Below are 15,886 nucleotides of genomic sequence, written 5' to 3'. Positions count from 1 at the left end.
TTCTACTCCCGAAACAAACTGCTCCCGTTGCTTTCAATGACATCTTTGTACCAGTGGAAGGACTTCTTACGATAGCGTTCCAATGTTCCTGAACCATCATCATGACGATCTACATAGATGAATCCGTACCGTTTTTTCATTTCTGCAGTTGTTGCACTAACCAAGTCAATACAACCCCATGATGCATATCCCATCAATTCGACACCGTCTTTAATGGCTTCAGCGACTTGAAGCAAGTGCTCCTTCAAATAGTTAATACGGTAGTCATCATTAACGGTTTTGTTACCATTTTCGTCCGTAATCAGTTCATCTACGGCTCCTAATCCATTTTCAACGATGAACAATGGCTTCTGATAACGATCATGCATCGCATTCATGATGTACCTTAAGCCTTGAGGGTCAATCTGCCAACCCCAATCACTCGCAGTCAAGAGCGGATTAGGAACACCACCAATCAGGTTTCCTTCTCCTTTAATTTGCTTGGCAGGATCAGCCGTTTCGCAACTGCTTTGATAATAGCTAAAGGAAATAAAATCAACGGTATTTTTCAAAATTTCTTCGTCACCAGGCTCGAAATGAATGGTAATTCCGTTATCTTTCAAATAACGTTTCATGTAACCCGGGTAATAACCACGCACGTGAACATCCGTAAAGCCTGTATTCTTATGATCCGCGTCCATCACTTTGATCATATCATTAGGGTCAGGAGTCAACGGGTAAATCGGCATAGCAATGACCATACAACCAATTTTGAAATCCGGGTTAATTTCGTGCCCAATTTTAACCGCCAGTGCACTTGCAACAAACTCGTGGTGAACCGCTTGGTACAGGGCCTGTTTGCTAAGTTGATCCTTAGGGGTGTTAATCCCGCCACTTGCAAACGGGTGTTCAAGAATCGAATTAATCTCGTTAAATGTGAGCCAATACTTCACTTTGTTTTTGTATCTTTCAAAAATGGTTCGCACATATTGTTCATAGAAATCGACCATTTTTCGGTTCGCCCAGCCATCGTATTCTCTAACGAGATGTAACGGAGTCTCATAATGAGAGATTGTAACTAAAGGTTCAATCCCGTATTTCAGGCACTCGTCAAAGAGATCATCGTAAAATTGGAGACCTTTTTCGTTTGGCTCAAGTTCATCCCCTTTTGGGAAGATTCTGGACCAAGCTATCGACGTACGAAAAACTTTGAAACCCATTTCGGAAAGGAGTTTAATATCCTCTTTATATCGGTGATAGAAGTCAATCGCAAATAACTTCATATTATCCTCTGTTGGTTCATTCGTCGGAGGTGTCTGAATGCCGTTTGGCATGATATCCTGAATGGAAAGTCCTTTTCCATCTTCTTGATATGCACCTTCTATTTGGTTTGCAGAGACGGAACCTCCCCACAAAAAACCGTTAGGAAATTGAAATGCTTGACTCATTTGGTAAGCCACCTTTCTTTTAAACCTTCTGCGGATCTGGATATAAAACGAATCACGCTGTATCGGTTTTTTATCTTGTATTTGTTTTCACAACTTATGTTACATAGATTAATGCATAAAATACATGTTATTTCGTATTTAGTACAAGGTATCAGAGATTCACATTTGTAACATAAAAGTAACACAGTGTTTCACGAGGTTGCTGCGCGCAAGCTAAAGGGTAACTGAATTCAACTATGCCATCATATAGTTATGTAACAAAATAAAAAAGCCGCCAAAATGACGACTTCATTCATGATAAGTTATTTCATATCTACAAATTTCTGAAGACTTTCCTTAATCTGATTCGTAACTTCGTGACCATGATACGTAATCACTTTTTTAATATCAAGCTCTAACAGTTTGGCAATTGACTCTAGCGCAGTCGTATGATCCAAAGTTTGCTCGTCATTAAAGGACAAGAGACGACCATCTTCCGCATTTAAAGCGTCACCAGCAATTAACGTTTGGGTTGGAATATGATATAGCGATATATGATCTGGTGTGTGTCCTGGTGTAAAGACGACTTGAATACCACCTGCCAAGGGCAGGATATCTCCATCCTTTAATGCGGTATGAACGTGCACGGACGGTGCGAAATCTTTACTTTTGATAAGCGGAATGCTTCCGGTCAAATAGGGTACAGTCTCCTCATGTGCAAGTACCGTCACCTCGCTCCCTCTTGCCTCAACTAATTCCGGCAGACTGCCAATGTGATCCCCATCTTGATGCGTGATGATGATATGCGTCAGCTTATTGAAACTGAAATTCTCCTTTTCGAGTAACGTACGAATTTGTGCCAATTGCCCAGGAATGCCCGTATCAACGAGCACTACATTCTGTTCATCCCATAACAATGTTGGATATACTATAAATGGTTCTCCATAATATTCCATTTCAAGTTTTATCGTTTTGATTCCGGTATTCGGTTGAGACATAGACATTCACATTCACTCCTTCAATTCGTAAAGATATTATATTACTTAAAGTAAGTCAGAAGTCAACACTTATTCAGACTCACTCTCTTATTGGTTTGGTACTTGATGCTACAAGTGCAGCTAAAAAGATGCCTTCTCGTCCTCTTTTTTGTACGTTTTCATTTGAAAATGAAAGAAACCCAAGGTTATAATTCACCCGGGTTTCTCACTATTTAGTGCTGTATTCAGAATGACTCGCAACTTATAGTTCATCATCCATATGATCTACTCCCCACTTGCATAGCTCTTGCAGAGCAGGGATGAGGGACTTGCCACGCTCTGAAAGGTAATACTCAACTTTAGGCGGCACTTGTGAGTATTCATGGCGTGTAATGAGCGAATCAGCCTCCAGCTCTTTTAATTGATTACTGAGCATTTTGTGTGTAATTCCTTGAAGCGCTCTTTTCAACTCACCATAACGCATAATGTCTTCCTTCAGTAGTAAAAATAAGATATGTAATTTCCATTTACCACTAATTAGCGATAAGGTATACACAAATGATTCATTGCTGTCTTCTTTTTCATTTTTTGCTTTACTTGGAATCATCTAATACTCTCCTTTTGGATAGTATCTCACTAAAAAGTGCATACTATTCTTTTTTTATGCTTGCATTATACTATACATCAGTGTTCAACAAGAAAATAAGCTAATAATGAAAAGGTGAATAAATAATGGCAATTAAGCCTGTTGATTTAAAGAAAGCATACCGTTTATTGCAAGTAGGTCCAACAACCATGATTTCTGCTAAACACGATGGGATAGAAAATGTAATGGCAGCCGCTTGGGTCGGTCTGGTGGGAAATAATAAAGTGATGGCATATATTGGCAAACAAGCTTTCACACGTGAACTCGTTGAAAAGAGTGGTTACTACGTAGTTCATGTTCCAACTGTTCAACAAATGGAAACGGTCTTGTATGTTGGTGAGCACAGTTCTAAAAATGTAGACAACAAACTTGAACATATCCCAATCTTTTACCAAGAAGAGTTTGATTTACCACTAGTTGAAGGTTCCGCTGGCTGGCTAGTATGCAAGGTTATCCCCAATGCTCAAAATGAACAAGAACTTGATCTTTTCATGGGTGAAATTGTCGGTGCTTGGAGTGATGATCGAGTATTCAACAACGGACATTGGATTTTTGATGATGCTCCTGATGAATTGCGTACAATACACTATGTGGCTGGTGGTCAATTCTATGCTATTGGAAAAGGTACTAAGTTTAATCACGGACCTGGTAAAGACTAAATTACATCCGTAAAGAAAACTCTCAACTTCCATTTTGGTTACATGAAATGATCAAAGAGATAATATAAATTTTCTCAGTACGAACAGGGGAATCTTTTTTGAAATATACAAAAAAACACAAAAAAAGTAGCTACTAAAAGCGACTCTTTTTGTGTTTTGGGGTTAAAGCTAAGTTCATCTTTCACTATTAATGATAAGTCAAATTCCGCTTAAAAGCATATTCAATGGTTAAGGAAGCTAGTAATACTTTACAATGAAAGGGTTAGCTCATCGCAGGCTGAAGTGATTCCAGCAGTTGTTTAATCTGCTCATCATACTCCAGTTCAAATGATGGAAGAATCTCATCCAATCTTTGCTGGAACAAATCAGAATCATGTACACCAAGCTCTGCCCTTAATTCCATCTCCTCTTCTGAACCACTATCGTTCAGAATCATGTTCAGCACGTCACTATTAAAATATTCACTTGGAGGAAGAATCAGTGCATTCATCAGGAATTGCATAAAAAAGAGAGAGTTGTCTTTTTCCTGATCCGCTTTTTGCATCGCTTTCTTCGTAAATAAGTTGATATATTTCTGAGCAAAGTTAACTCCTTTCAGTTCGAACGCCCCTCCATGTTCCACCCCTTTCCAACGCATGTCAGCCACAGAACTAAGCCACCAAGCCGGCTCAATGGCCTGCTGCATACGCTGTAACACCTTACGCTCAAACTGTGGTTCAGGTTGTATGCGCTGTTCTTCCAGACATTTCCCTAACGTCTCGGCTTCAATCGCGGCAACAGTTATGCCTTGTCCGTGAATAGGATCGAAACCACACAGTGCGTCACCCAGGACGAGTAAGCCCGCGGGCCAATTCTCCATCAATTCAAAATGCTGACGAACAGACTCGGAAATACGGTATCCTCTAGGCCCTTGCAAGGGTTCTAATTGCTCCATGAGTTCGACGATTTTATCCCCAGTAAACAGAAGTTTGATTTGTTCTTGAAACTCCTCCGGCTGAGTAGACGGGTATTCATCTCCTCCTGCATTAAAAAGAATGAGTCCAGCAATATCATCCTCAATACGCGTAAATATACTTGCACGAATACCTCGCTCAGGATCGGAGTCAGACAGCACCCATTCGTTCGGAATGGAGCGTTTTATTTTGTAATACCGGGTACTGTAACCAAGAGATACCTTAAGCACTTCAGGCTCTGGTACTGTTAATCCGATCTTATTAAGCCATCTGATGATCTTGGAGGAACGTCCAGAAGCATCAATAACCATATTTGCTGGAATTTGCTCTTCCTTCTTTTCTCCACTTCTTTCTTTGGTATACACGCCTGTGACGGTACGCTGATCGTCAGATACGATAAGTCCAGTCACTTCCTTGCTTGTTAAAAAGCCGATCTGAGGCATGTTCTGGATTCGCTTGCGCAGCACCCATTCCAGCAAAGCTCTGCTACACGATGCAATTTTAAACGAAGAAGAGTCCTCCTTGTTGACTAATGTGCCGTATCGGTTAGCAATCTGGAACTGCTCATCATGCGAAGATATCGCTCCCATCTGTATTAACTCATCATTGTATCCCGGGAAGTAATGCTCCATAATAAGTGCGCCACGTGGTTGTACACGGTGTGGATGAAATGACTGAGGTACACCCTGCCTGTTATCTGGATCCAAAGGGAACTCATCCCTTTCAATCACACATACCTCGTCATAATAGTCAGCTAACATTCTGGCAGTAATCAACCCTGCAATCCCTGCCCCAATGACTATCGCTTTTTTCATGTCAGACATTTCAACTTCATCCTTTCTTCAGAATTATATTGAATGTACGGTTGTAGATCACTAAAAATATTACTTATAATACCAATATATAATCAAAATCTCTCTTATGTAAGAATCAATATAAAGACGCTGTATAGTTAAACTACGATAACCAGGAGGTGTAGATGAAATTATAGAGAAAAAGGTTGATTTAAGAGTTGCCCGAACTAAAAAGTTGTTAACCACTGCCTTTAAAGATCTGTTATCCGAGCAAGGACAATCATTCAGTAATATCACGATTAATGAAATATGCGACAGAGCGATGGTTCACCGTACCACATTTTACAAACATTTCGAGGATAAATTTGCACTGTTACACTCGACACTAACCTGGGTGCTTCAGGATTATTTACACATGAATATAGAAGATCGGCTACGGCAGCCCTTACAAAGCCTATCCAGATTCATGTTGGAGAATTTATTAGAACCGATTGTTCAAAATCAGAAGAATGATAAAGGATTTACTGATTTTTTCAAAACTTATATCGGAGATATTTCCAGAAGAGATTTTCTCGAACTAAAACGAAGAGGTAAACAGCTTTCAGCTCCAATTGAACTTTTAGCCGAATATCATTCAGGAGTCATTAGTTTACTTGTGACGTGGTGGATATATCATCTTGAAGAAGATATTACGGCAGAACAGATGGATGAGTATTATTATCAAATGGTTAATGAGAAAATCATGTTGGAATAGCAAACAACTCACTTTCAAATCAATGCCTGATTTTAGAGTGAGTTGTATTTGCTTCATTTGGCTAATCATCAACATTTACATACTTTCCTCTAGCCATTGCTGCAAAGGAATATCCTCTGTCAGTTCACCGAGCAAAATATGGCTAAACTGTCCCACTTGGTCAATAACCATTGTGGCTGGTAGGCCAGTGATACGGTACAGCTTGGATACTTTACCCGTTGCGTCAATGATCACTGGAAAATCGAACCGATGACTTTTCATAAACTCGTTAATTGTGCCCTTGCTCTCCCCCACGTTAACAAACAGTGTCTCCACCTTATTTTGATTTTGCTGCGCTAGCTCGTGAACCAAGGGCATTTCCCTTACACAAGGCGTGCACCATGATGCCCAGAAGTTAATCATCACGGCTTTGCCCCGGTAATCAGACAACTGGACTTGCTCCCCTTTAGAATTAACTGCTGTAAAATCAGGAGCCTCGACTTCTGTACGAATTAGATTCCTACTTTTCGAATCAGAGTCCGATAAATTTGCCAGCCCAGCCCATATACCTGTAGCCAATGCTGCCAGTGCAATCAACATCGTAACAACCCATCTTATTTTCGACCCTGTCTTTTTTTGTCCGTCCTGTTGTGCACTGTTCGTATCCATATTTTGCGGCTTGTTATGCATGTTCACATCACCTTCACCTTATTCCTAGACTCTGATGAAAAGCAGCATGAAGTGAACCATACTGATTCCGAATATCTTCTACGGTGCCTTCCCCCACATTACAACCTTGATTCATAAACATCACTTGATCTGCGATGTCATTGGCCACTTCAAGCTGATGTGTGGAGAACACAACCATATGTCCTTCCTGTTTGATACCTCTCAGCAAATGTACGAACTCCTGCATCCAGAAGGGGTCCAGTCCATTGGTAGGCTCGTCCATGATCAGAAGAGCAGGCTTTGCAAGCATCGCCTGAGCAAACAATACACGCTGCCGCATCCCTTTGGAAAAGGTCGTTACCCGTTTATGTTTTTGCCCGTCAAGTCCAACCATCACTAATACTTCCTGCACCCTATCTCGGGGAAGTTTACGCAGAGATGCCCAGAATAATAAAGATTCCTCGGCCGTAAGACCTTGGCTGAACTGATAATCATCCGGCATATACCCAATCTGATTCGCATACCGTTTGCGATCCTGTGACCAGCGGACGTTATTCACCTGGATCTCTCCTGACGATGGACGCAGAATGCCTGCCAGCATACGTAACAAGGTGCTTTTGCCTGCACCGTTCCCGCCGCATACGGCAAGTACCTGACCAGAACCAAGTCGGAAGGAGATATTATCTACAATTTTTTGACTTTTGATTTGTTTGTCTAAACCGTTCACGATAACTTCCGCTTCAAGCACGGGAACGCCCCCTTTCCCATATAACGTAAACAACAAGGATCGAGCAACTCACCCATAACAAGCACATTCCAATAAATATGACACTGCCGCTCGGCTGTTGCACCCACGTTACCCATTGATAATACTCAGGCCCCAGTATAGAACCGCCACCGAGCTTGATCACAATAAACAGCCGTACCAATTCAGCCGGGTTCAAAAAGGTTAACACCACCAGCAACGGTTTTATCCAGAGGTACGGCATTAGCCCTAATATCGCAAGTAATAATGTAGGCCAGCCAATAACGGCAAAGAACCAGATCGATACGGAAATCGTTAAAGCTTGCCAGCGATTGCGAGACAGTGAGCCGATCAGCAATGCAACACTTAGGAATAACAGCACAAGTCCACAAGAAAACGCTAAAAACAGTAGATAGGTCAGTAGATTGATCGGATTGCCAAGCAACCCGCTAACGAGCCCCATCAGGCCGTAGCCAAATGTCACGATGAGTAGCAGCACCGCGGCTAGTCCGAGATATTTGCCTGTAATGAACGATAACGTACCGATGGGATACGTCGATAGAAGCTGCCAGCTTCCGTCTTCCTTTTCAGCAGTCAATGAGAATGAACCCAGAAAAAGCGTCATTAGCGGCAAAAGATAGAGAATGAGGTTCAGCATAGAACCTGTCGTTCCCGAGTATCCTTCTATTGGATTCTGTGCATTTAGTAGTAATAAACTTAAGCTAAATGTGCAAAAAAGAACGAGAAACGAATATGACCAGGGGTTACGAAACCCCGTTTTCAACTCTCGTTTTGTTATTTGTAACATATCAGACATCGGCTTCAGCACCCCCTATCAGCATCAGTGGCTGCCTGATCCTTCTTTCGACTCACCTTCTTGATGCATATCTTTGCTCATCTCTTCTCCCATATCATGCTTCGAGCCTTGATCCGTCCCGCCCTCATCGTGACCATGTCCGTGCCCGTCTCCGTCCATATTCATGTTATCCATATTCTGAGTCCAATCGTGAGAAGCAAGTTCATCCGCAGTCATAACCTTGCCTACACCCTGCTCGGCCACGAATGCCTCGGCAGAAGCTTTATCCTTGAAGTTAACAATGCCATAAGCCATGGGTGTTCTGAGTGAAGGGTCATATACATAGGTCGCTTTATTGAATTCGATCCATTCCTTATCGTTATAATCACGCACATAGTCCATGCCAATGTTGTCTGTGCCGTTTTCTTTTTTCCATTCATTCATGCAGCCAAGGTCATCGAACTTGAAGTTTTTACCGTCCTTCGTTGTAAGCTGTGTGGCAAACGCATCATCCTTTACCTGCATGTTACAGATCGCACAGATATCCACGTCCTCATTAATGGGCACAGCCGCATACTTCTGCCCACAAGCCGTTAACATCAAAGTCCCTAACAGCAACACCATTGCCCAAATCCATCGTTTATTCATTTTCTCCATACCCCCATATAGATCATCGTACTAGCAGACAAACCAAGTAAAAGTAAACCAATTATCGTAACAGGACTTGATCTTTTTCCCGCATTTGTTCTATCTGTCTCGGATGTTCCCGATGTTGCTACAACTTCACTATGCTTTTTCACAATGCTCATCTGCGGTGATTCATCTGTTGTCCAGTTGCTTTTCCCTTCCGAGTGCAGTTCACTGAGAAAGACCATGCCCGGGGATTGAAAAAACAGTTGATATGCTGCATTTCTGCTTATTATTTGTTCGTAGAACGGGTTGATTGCATAGGAAAGCTCGCTGATTCCATCCTGATTCAGATCCAATCCCTGAAAGGAATCCCAATAGTTTTCTTTCAAAATATTATCCTGACTGTCCATTGTCGAGGCATCAATAACGTTGGAAACAAATCGATTTTGCGTAAATTGATTTCCTTCAGCGAGCACCATCTGAATTCCAACGAAATTACGGATTACACCGTTGTCATCAATTTCATTGCCCGAGGATTCAGCTATATTCATACCCACGCGATTGCCCTCTACTGTATTGCCGTAGATCTTGGACTGATGCACGTCATAGAGCAAGATACCTTGCGAATGAACATTTGAACTTTGTTTGCGAAAGGTATTGCCTGATATAACTGTATTTTTAACCCCCATGATCATGGCACCTGTCATGTTACCTTCTCCTGTGTTATTCGTAACAGATGATCCATCGATATACATGCAATGAATACCGTACCTGGTTTGAATGAAACGATTATTGTTCACCGCTACGTTTCGGCTGTTCTCCACATAGATGCTATCGAGCACGCCCTCAATCTGATTCCCTTCAATCCTACTGTTATGCGAATTGTAGAGATCGATCCCGTTGCCTTTTTGACTGCTGGATACTGTGCTTGCACCTGCCCATTGAATTGAATTATTTCGTATTACAGAAGTAGTCGCATCACGTAGAAGCAAACCAGCTCCCTTGGTACGAAGCTTAAGGTCAGATACTTCGTTATTGCTGCCCGTAATCTGCACAGCTGCTGCTGGCTGACGGCCGTTATGTTCGATTGTAAACCCTTCCAATTTCACACCTTCCGCCTGAATGGATATCGCACTTTGTTCCTGTTCATTATGGATGATAGCCGAATCATCCCCAATTAAAGTGAGTGCTTTAGAGATGAGAACGGGGCCTTCATATCGACCAGGTTCAAGATGAATAACCGCTCCGGCATCCGCTTGGTTTATGATGGGCTGAAGCAGGACGGGTTCACGATCTCCAGTGACTCCAGTAGCATTAACAACAGTTTGGAACACGGAAAGCAACCCCAGTCCAATCCCGATCAGAGTAATCAGTGCATGTCTACGGATATTGAATCGTTTATTACTGTTCATATTTTTGATTGTATTTTTGTTATTGTTCTTCCATCGATCTCTCACGTTCAGAATGTGTAAGCCCCCAATTCTCCTGTATTTTGCATCCATATCATCACCACGTTCCTCCAGTTCCTTCTTATTGTTGTCACAGTATCGTGTGATCCCAGTCCTTCACACAGTGTATCGAAAATGATAAATTTCCCATATAGCCCCATCAGGCTATAGCTTGCTTATTTTTGTGTCCAAATTGTGATTGAATGAAAAAAAGCCGCCAAATTGGCGACTTTAGTAAGTTTCAACTTATGCAAATCGATAGGTCCAGAACCGCTCACGTCCAAAGCGTGCTTGAAGTTCTTCATCGTTCAGCTTGCGATTACCAAGCAACTCTGCGGCTTGAAATTGCGAGCGGTGGGCACGAATCGAAGCCAGCTTTTGCGCCAGAAATTGGGAGACATCTACGGTTACATCTGGCTTGCCAATATGCTGCTCATGATTATTAGAAAAGGCTACGCAGTGAACGACAGGACGCTCTTCCAGCGGTAGACGGCTAACAACCCTGATCACCGCAGCTCCTGTCGCATCATGATCGGGGTGAACACTGTATCCAGGATAAAATGTAAAGATCAGTGATGGCTTAATCTCCTCAAGAAGAGCCATAATGCTGCCATCGAGCAATTGAGGATCTTCAAACTCTACCATTTTATCATGAAATCCGAGCATTCTTAAATCTTGAATACCAATCGCACTAGCCGCTTCAATAAGCTCATCTTTGCGGATAGATGGCAGGGTCACACGGTTCGCAAACGGCGGTATGCCCATGTTACGCCCCATCTCACCCAAAGTCAGACAAGCATATGTAACGTGTGCTCCTGAATCAATGTATTTGGCTAACGTGCCCGATACGGAGAATGCTTCGTCGTCTGGATGAGGATAAACCACCAGGATGCGTTGATGCTCATCGTGTGCATTCTTTGTCATATGTTGTTCCTCCACTTCCATTAGAACTTCTCCCGGCTCAGCTGCAGAGCCACAACCAGTTTGCCCTGGGTGTCATGGCCGGCCATAATCAATCTATCTTGTTCCTGCTCATCAATATGGGTTAGCCCTTCAGCATACACCCAGCCATCTGTCGTCTTGAGACCGACACGGTAAGGTCCCTCACCTGAAATGGAGCCCTGTGTATATCGAATGGCGGCATTGGTGATAAAAGCTGAAGCCGGATGCCGTGAACTATCGTAATGTTGAGCGTAAGCGCCCGTTGTCATCTCAAGATGCATATATACATCCTGATCAACAAGGCGATCGAGCCGAAGCTGGATATCTTGTGGTTGTATCAGTTGCATGACGGCCTCCTTATTTCTTGTAAAGTATGAGCTCCATTTTATCATATGCATCAAAGAATATACATTTAAAGCTGCTCAGTTGCATAAAATGACAGACAAAAATATGAACTTTCTTCTTTATTTTTTTCTATTTTTCAAATGGGACAAAATCGATTAGATTAATATAAGTGATCATGCACTCTCAAATTTACTCCAGATCAGGTGTTCAAAAGGAGCTACTTCCTATGAAATCAATCATTCAGTTATTGCATTTTGGCTATCATCAGGCCATGAGCTGCATTTTTCCCGTAGCCATTTTTGGTACACTGGCTCTTTCAACGATCATTCCATTTCCTTATATCCACCGCTATGATGCCATTCTGCTTATTCTGCTTGCTGTTCAATATTTGATGTTTCGCACTGGACTGGAAACGTTGGACGAAATCAAGGTTATTTGTGTATTCCACGTAATCGGTCTCCTACTCGAAATATACAAAGTACATATGGGATCATGGTCTTACCCGGAGCCCGCATATAGCAAAATATTTGGCGTTCCGCTGTACAGCGGATTTATGTACGCAAGTGTAGCCAGCTTCATGTGTCAGATCTGGCGAAGACTGCGTATGGATATGACCGGCTGGCCGGGCATGGTTCCCTCCATGTTACTCGGCGCAGCAATCTATCTTAATTTTTTCACCCACCACTTTATCCCGGATTTTCGCTGGTGGCTGACAGCCCTTGTCTTTGTTGTCTTCTGGAAAACGTGGATTATCTACCGGGTGCGCCATACAACCTACCGTATGCCATTGTCTCTTGCTTTCATTATCGTAGGTTTCTTTATCTGGCTGGCAGAAAATATCGCCACCTTCTTCAATGGCTGGAAATATCCGGATCAACATGAGAGCTGGCAACTGGTGAGCTTCAGCAAGATCAGTTCATGGTTTCTACTGGTTATTATCAGTGTAATCATCGTCGCACAACTTAAATATGTGAAAGCCAATCGCACAGCAAAATAATTTAAAGAAGAACATGTCCGGATCACATTGACGCCGACCTTTTCCCCAGCGTCAATGATCCGCTATCGTTTACCATTTCATTTTGTTTGCTGCCCACTTGTTTTCCCTCTTCATCATATATTTTAATGGTATAGGGTGTACCCTCCGATGAAGGCAGCATCACAAACCAGATATACTCTTCCATATCTGTTCTGATCAACTTGGCTTCAGTAATGGACATGGAGCCATTCTGTTCTGTTTCAGCAGTTACACGCTGGATACCCGGATGCTCGATTGTACCAAACACCATTGGAAAAGGAGTTTCTATCCCTTCAAGCTTCGGTAAGTTCATATAATACAATGCATACTCAGACGGATCCACATCTCCTATTCCATAACCTCCGCCCCATACCCACTTCCACCCAAAACTATTTTTTCGCACGTACTCCAGCTGCATATTACTTGATGCTTCACTGTTCGTTCTCTGCGTAAACACGATCATGCCGTCGTCCACAGGCTCCTGATGAACTAAACGGACATTAGGACTCGACGCTCTGAATTGTTGAACTGCATCCTCTGGCGTACTGCCGATCGGAATCGACATGGTTTCGTCCAGCACCATAGCTTTGGACAATGTCTGATCCGCCAGACCACCCGGTTTTTCTTTTAAATACATATATGTGTATACGGATATCACTGAGAGTACTAAGAGCGCTATCGTTGCGACGATAATTTTGAAAATGTTTCCCTTTTTCGGTCTCATGTTGAATCCTCCTTATTAAAAATGGATAAATTATAAGTTAATAATATACCATATAACCCCATCTAATATTACCAAAATTATCATAATCCTTTTTTCACTTCTTATAAGATACAGCAAAAAAGCCGCCAATTGGCGGCTCCATCTTTTTAACGACGCATAGTTATGTCTTAGACATGCTCCAGCGCCCCAGTCTTCATAAACTGTGCCTGAATTAATATTCTCCAAGGAATATCACTTCAGTTTCTAACTCCACCTGGAACGTGTCCCACACCTTTTTCTGAATAAACTGAATCAGATCCTCATAATCCTTGGCAGTGGCGTGATCCACATTCACGATAAATCCAGCATGTTTAGTCGAGATTTCAGCCCCACCGATGCGAGTGCCTTGCAATTGACAATCCTGAATTAGTTTACCGGCAAAATGTCCTTCTGGACGTTTGAACACACTTCCGCAAGAAGGGTATTCCAATGGCTGTTTCGATTCTCTCAGGAACGTTAATTCCTTCATCTTGCTAGAGATCTCCTCCTGATCCCCTTCGTTAAGCGTAAACTCGGCATCTAAAATAATATAATGATCCATCTTGAAAAGACTGTTGCGGTAACTCAGCTTCATCTCTTCACGAGGGATAACAACAACGTTGCCTTCACGGGTAATGACCGTCGCCTTTTCAATGACATCCGCGATCTGACCGCCGTAAGCGCCAGCGTTCATGTAAAGAGCGCCTCCTGTACTGCCAGGAATGCCACAGGCGAATTCCATACCCTTCAGGCTATGTGCCAAAGCAGCTCTGGATACGTCAATAATATCGGAGCCGCTCTGTGCCATGATACGTGTTCCACTGACTTCGATCTGATCGAAGCGGCTAAGCGAAATCGTGACTCCCCGGATGCCTCCGTCCTTAATAATAACGTTGGAGCCTTTACCAATAACGGTCAGCGGCAGCTGATGGCTGTTCGCAATTTCAACCACTTTGGTAATCTCCTCCACCGTCGTTGGATGCACGAGAATATCGGCCTTGCCTCCAATTTGGATAAACGTATGATTTTTTAGCGGTTCATTAAATTTTACTTTTTCGTTAGGTATGTGACTTTCAAAAATATTCATGATTTTCTCTCCCTGCGTTCTTCAAAAAGAACATGATTCCTACATTGTAAATCGAAACACACTCCAATGACAATCTATCCTCATATTTCCCTTTACAGGCCGATGAAATTCAACCGTATACTATCATGATATTCGCCTGTTTACTGAATAGATACTTGAATACAAGTTAAATTATACATGAACAACCATTTTCAGATTGTACGGCATCAAAAAAAGCAATAGCGCTGCGGATTTATCACCCGCAGCGCCCTGAACATTCTAACACATATTCTCTATCTTCTGAATAGAAGTCCGCTTCATCCACGATCGTTATCCGGAATATCCGTCTTTGTCAATTCAGCAGATAACGCCCATAAGCGCTCCGCCTGTTCTGCATCAATCGCATATGGCTTCACGCCGTAAAAACCGCCATCTTCGGGAGCCATCTCACTGATATTGCAATCTTCACAGTACACACCGCCCATGCCTTCAAGCTTGGGAGAAGTCGCAGCCCACACCTGGGTTGCTGCACCCTGCTCCGGTGATTTGAACCCCGGATTAGCCACGTTGCCGGATTCATCAATCCAACCGAGAGCAACCATCTCATCTTTGGGCATATAACGCTGTAATGGAGTCATGATTCCACCCGGATGTACAGCAAATGCACGAACTCCATGCTGCTTGCCAAGTCTGTCGAGTTCTACCGTGAATAAGCTGATCGCTGTTTTGGACTGACCGTATGCCGGAAACTTCTCGTATCCCTGTTCAAAATGAATATCATGCCAGCGGATTGGGGAGAAATGATGTCCTGCAGAGGAAAGCGAAACGACACGGGCTCCACCTTCACTGACCAGCGCAGGCCACAATTGATTGGTTAGCGCGAAATGTCCCAGATGGTTCGTAGCAAACTGTGCTTCCCATCCCGGACCAATCCGGGTCTCTGGACAGGCCATGATACCTGCATTCAGGATTAACATGTCAATACTGCGTGCACTTGCAAGAAAACGTTCCGCAAATGCAGCAACACTGGACAAGTCAGCCAAATCAAGCTCGTCCACTTCCACGTTCTCAATATCTGCCAATGCTTCACGTGCAACATCTGGTCTGCGCGCAGTCACAACAACGTGTACTCCCGCTCGAACCAATGCACGAGTTGTTTCCAGTCCCAGACCGGAATATCCACCTGTCACTACGGCGAGGCGCCCTGACAGATCCAGGCCATGTAAGACCTCATCCGCTGTACTACTCTTGTCAAAACCTGAATGTATGTTATGCTGAACTGTTCTTGTCTCTTTGTTTATGTTCATCTGACTCAGCTCC

17 protein-coding genes are annotated in these 15,886 nt (G+C 42.9%); 3 read left to right on the top strand and 14 right to left on the bottom strand.

Annotated elements, in window-relative coordinates; all coding sequences use genetic code 11:
* Nucleotides 1–2: 2 nt before the first annotated feature.
* The 3 genes from ascB to MKY23_RS13790 all read right to left on the bottom strand — a co-directional run bounded on the left by ascB (nt 3) and on the right by MKY23_RS13790 (nt 2,990).
* Nucleotides 3–1,427: a 6-phospho-beta-glucosidase gene (gene ascB / locus MKY23_RS13800; RefSeq protein WP_154958627.1), complete on the bottom strand. Its 1,425-nt coding sequence runs from the start codon at nt 1,425–1,427 to the stop codon at nt 3–5.
* A gap of 302 nt (nt 1,428–1,729) precedes the next feature.
* Complete coding sequence (locus tag MKY23_RS13795; RefSeq protein WP_261764559.1) at nt 1,730–2,410, bottom strand: MBL fold metallo-hydrolase; 681 nt, start codon at nt 2,408–2,410, stop codon at nt 1,730–1,732.
* Between the two features lie 235 nt (nt 2,411–2,645).
* Nucleotides 2,646–2,990: a helix-turn-helix domain-containing protein gene (locus tag MKY23_RS13790; RefSeq protein ID WP_154958628.1), complete on the bottom strand. Its 345-nt coding sequence runs from the start codon at nt 2,988–2,990 to the stop codon at nt 2,646–2,648.
* Nucleotides 2,991–3,115: 125 nt separating this feature from the next.
* On the opposite strand from MKY23_RS13790, the gene MKY23_RS13785 reads away from it, so the two are divergent.
* Nucleotides 3,116–3,688, top strand: a complete 573-nt coding sequence (locus tag MKY23_RS13785; protein WP_154958629.1) for a flavin reductase family protein — start codon at nt 3,116–3,118, stop codon at nt 3,686–3,688.
* Nucleotides 3,689–3,950: 262 nt separating this feature from the next.
* Here MKY23_RS13785 and MKY23_RS13780 read toward each other — a convergent pair whose 3' ends face one another.
* Nucleotides 3,951–5,465, bottom strand: a complete 1,515-nt coding sequence (locus MKY23_RS13780) for an FAD-dependent monooxygenase (RefSeq protein ID WP_154958630.1) — start codon at nt 5,463–5,465, stop codon at nt 3,951–3,953.
* 436 nt (nt 5,466–5,901) lie between these two features.
* On the opposite strand from MKY23_RS13780, the gene MKY23_RS13775 reads away from it, so the two are divergent.
* Entirely contained in the window at nt 5,902–6,189 is a 288-nt protein-coding gene (locus MKY23_RS13775; protein ID WP_339838904.1) for a hypothetical protein, read from the top strand.
* A 75-nt stretch (nt 6,190–6,264) separates the two neighbouring features.
* Here the strand turns inward: MKY23_RS13775 and MKY23_RS13770 are convergent, their stop codons facing one another.
* The 7 genes from MKY23_RS13770 to MKY23_RS13740 all read right to left on the bottom strand — a co-directional run bounded on the left by MKY23_RS13770 (nt 6,265) and on the right by MKY23_RS13740 (nt 11,745).
* Entirely contained in the window at nt 6,265–6,858 is a 594-nt protein-coding gene (locus MKY23_RS13770; protein WP_339838901.1) for a redoxin domain-containing protein, read from the bottom strand.
* Between the two features lie 13 nt (nt 6,859–6,871).
* Nucleotides 6,872–7,585, bottom strand: coding sequence for a heme ABC exporter ATP-binding protein CcmA (gene ccmA, locus MKY23_RS13765; RefSeq protein WP_339838898.1), 714 nt, complete (start codon nt 7,583–7,585; stop codon nt 6,872–6,874).
* The gene (locus MKY23_RS13760; RefSeq protein WP_339838895.1) at nt 7,578–8,399 is read right to left on the bottom strand and encodes an ABC transporter permease; all 822 of its coding nucleotides are present in this window, start codon (nt 8,397–8,399) and stop codon (nt 7,578–7,580) included. The genes ccmA and MKY23_RS13760 overlap by 8 nt, the downstream gene beginning before the upstream one ends.
* Before the next feature lie 24 nt (nt 8,400–8,423).
* Nucleotides 8,424–9,026, bottom strand: a complete 603-nt coding sequence (locus MKY23_RS13755; protein WP_261771619.1) for a nitrous oxide reductase accessory protein NosL — start codon at nt 9,024–9,026, stop codon at nt 8,424–8,426.
* Nucleotides 9,023–10,420: a NosD domain-containing protein gene (locus MKY23_RS13750; protein ID WP_339838891.1), complete on the bottom strand. Its 1,398-nt coding sequence runs from the start codon at nt 10,418–10,420 to the stop codon at nt 9,023–9,025. The genes MKY23_RS13755 and MKY23_RS13750 overlap by 4 nt, the downstream gene beginning before the upstream one ends.
* A 282-nt stretch (nt 10,421–10,702) precedes the next feature.
* A complete protein-coding gene (gene bshB2 / locus MKY23_RS13745) occupies nt 10,703–11,380 on the bottom strand; it encodes a bacillithiol biosynthesis deacetylase BshB2 (protein ID WP_154889229.1) in 678 nt (225 codons plus the stop codon).
* Nucleotides 11,381–11,400: 20 nt separating this feature from the next.
* Nucleotides 11,401–11,745, bottom strand: a complete 345-nt coding sequence (locus tag MKY23_RS13740; RefSeq protein ID WP_090915805.1) for a YojF family protein — start codon at nt 11,743–11,745, stop codon at nt 11,401–11,403.
* A 224-nt stretch (nt 11,746–11,969) separates the two neighbouring features.
* On the opposite strand from MKY23_RS13740, the gene MKY23_RS13735 reads away from it, so the two are divergent.
* Nucleotides 11,970–12,740, top strand: a complete 771-nt coding sequence (locus MKY23_RS13735) for a DUF817 domain-containing protein (protein ID WP_339838886.1) — start codon at nt 11,970–11,972, stop codon at nt 12,738–12,740.
* A 22-nt stretch (nt 12,741–12,762) separates the two neighbouring features.
* Here the strand turns inward: MKY23_RS13735 and MKY23_RS13730 are convergent, their stop codons facing one another.
* The 3 genes from MKY23_RS13730 to MKY23_RS13720 all read right to left on the bottom strand — a co-directional run bounded on the left by MKY23_RS13730 (nt 12,763) and on the right by MKY23_RS13720 (nt 15,873).
* The gene (locus MKY23_RS13730) at nt 12,763–13,482 is read right to left on the bottom strand and encodes a hypothetical protein (protein ID WP_339838883.1); all 720 of its coding nucleotides are present in this window, start codon (nt 13,480–13,482) and stop codon (nt 12,763–12,765) included.
* Between the two features lie 211 nt (nt 13,483–13,693).
* On the bottom strand, nt 13,694–14,587 hold the full coding sequence (gene murB / locus MKY23_RS13725; protein WP_154889235.1) for a UDP-N-acetylmuramate dehydrogenase: 894 nt from the start codon (nt 14,585–14,587) through the stop codon (nt 13,694–13,696).
* Between the two features lie 296 nt (nt 14,588–14,883).
* Nucleotides 14,884–15,873: an SDR family NAD(P)-dependent oxidoreductase gene (locus MKY23_RS13720; RefSeq protein ID WP_154984090.1), complete on the bottom strand. Its 990-nt coding sequence runs from the start codon at nt 15,871–15,873 to the stop codon at nt 14,884–14,886.
* Nucleotides 15,874–15,886: the final 13 nt, after the last annotated feature.

This window comes from Paenibacillus sp. FSL R7-0272, from assembly GCF_037969905.1.
GTDB classification, from domain to species: domain Bacteria; phylum Bacillota; class Bacilli; order Paenibacillales; family Paenibacillaceae; genus Paenibacillus; species Paenibacillus polysaccharolyticus.
This window is presented reverse-complemented; position numbering and strand designations above follow the sequence as displayed.

Bases quoted from the DNA above. Each gene is read 5' to 3' on its own strand.
- ascB (WP_154958627.1), bottom strand. From the start codon at position 1,427: ATGAGTCAAGCATTTCAATTTCCTAACGGTTTTTTGTGGGGAGGTTCC.
- MKY23_RS13795 (WP_261764559.1), bottom strand. From the start codon at position 2,410: ATGTCTATGTCTCAACCGAATACCGGAATCAAAACGATAAAACTTGAA.
- MKY23_RS13790 (WP_154958628.1), bottom strand. From the start codon at position 2,990: ATGATTCCAAGTAAAGCAAAAAATGAAAAAGAAGACAGCAATGAATCA.
- MKY23_RS13785 (WP_154958629.1), top strand. From the start codon at position 3,116: ATGGCAATTAAGCCTGTTGATTTAAAGAAAGCATACCGTTTATTGCAA.
- MKY23_RS13780 (WP_154958630.1), bottom strand. From the start codon at position 5,465: ATGTCTGACATGAAAAAAGCGATAGTCATTGGGGCAGGGATTGCAGGG.
- MKY23_RS13775 (WP_339838904.1), top strand. From the start codon at position 5,902: ATGTTGGAGAATTTATTAGAACCGATTGTTCAAAATCAGAAGAATGAT.
- MKY23_RS13770 (WP_339838901.1), bottom strand. From the start codon at position 6,858: ATGCATAACAAGCCGCAAAATATGGATACGAACAGTGCACAACAGGAC.
- MKY23_RS13760 (WP_339838895.1), bottom strand. From the start codon at position 8,399: ATGTCTGATATGTTACAAATAACAAAACGAGAGTTGAAAACGGGGTTT.
- MKY23_RS13755 (WP_261771619.1), bottom strand. From the start codon at position 9,026: ATGAATAAACGATGGATTTGGGCAATGGTGTTGCTGTTAGGGACTTTG.
- MKY23_RS13750 (WP_339838891.1), bottom strand. From the start codon at position 10,420: ATGAACAGTAATAAACGATTCAATATCCGTAGACATGCACTGATTACT.
- bshB2 (WP_154889229.1), bottom strand. From the start codon at position 11,380: ATGACAAAGAATGCACACGATGAGCATCAACGCATCCTGGTGGTTTAT.
- MKY23_RS13740 (WP_090915805.1), bottom strand. From the start codon at position 11,745: ATGCAACTGATACAACCACAAGATATCCAGCTTCGGCTCGATCGCCTT.
- MKY23_RS13735 (WP_339838886.1), top strand. From the start codon at position 11,970: ATGAAATCAATCATTCAGTTATTGCATTTTGGCTATCATCAGGCCATG.
- MKY23_RS13730 (WP_339838883.1), bottom strand. From the start codon at position 13,482: ATGAGACCGAAAAAGGGAAACATTTTCAAAATTATCGTCGCAACGATA.
- murB (WP_154889235.1), bottom strand. From the start codon at position 14,587: ATGAATATTTTTGAAAGTCACATACCTAACGAAAAAGTAAAATTTAAT.
- MKY23_RS13720 (WP_154984090.1), bottom strand. From the start codon at position 15,873: ATGAACATAAACAAAGAGACAAGAACAGTTCAGCATAACATACATTCA.